This is a genomic window from Seonamhaeicola marinus (assembly GCF_008085455.1).
On sequence record NZ_VSDQ01000140.1, the window covers coordinates 1 to 332 of the forward strand.

Genomic DNA, 332 nt, shown 5'->3' on the forward strand with positions numbered 1-332 from the left:
ATGTATCTATCTTCACCTATTAACGCATTGATGAATGATGATTTACCAGCATTTGGGCGACCAACCACAGCAAAACGTGGTAAGTTTTCTTCAATTACTTCTTCTTTTTCTGGTAAAGCCTCAACTAAAGCATCTAAAAGTTCACCGGTGCCCGATCCGTTAATACTTGCAATGGTATAATATTCACCTAAACCAAGTGAATAAAACTCTACAGCATCTTCACTTCGTTTTGAGTTATCAACTTTATTAACTGCTAAAAACACTGGTTTTTCAACCTTTCGTAATAACTTGGCAACATCTTCATCCATTCCAGTTACGCCTGTTTCAACATC

General features: G+C 36.7%; 1 protein-coding gene. It reads right to left on the bottom strand.

Going from position 1 to position 332, the window contains the following annotated elements; all coding sequences use genetic code 11:
* Positions 1-332, bottom strand: a 332-nt coding sequence (locus tag FUA24_RS01140; protein ID WP_187388123.1) for a GTPase, incomplete at both ends; no start/stop codon positions are given.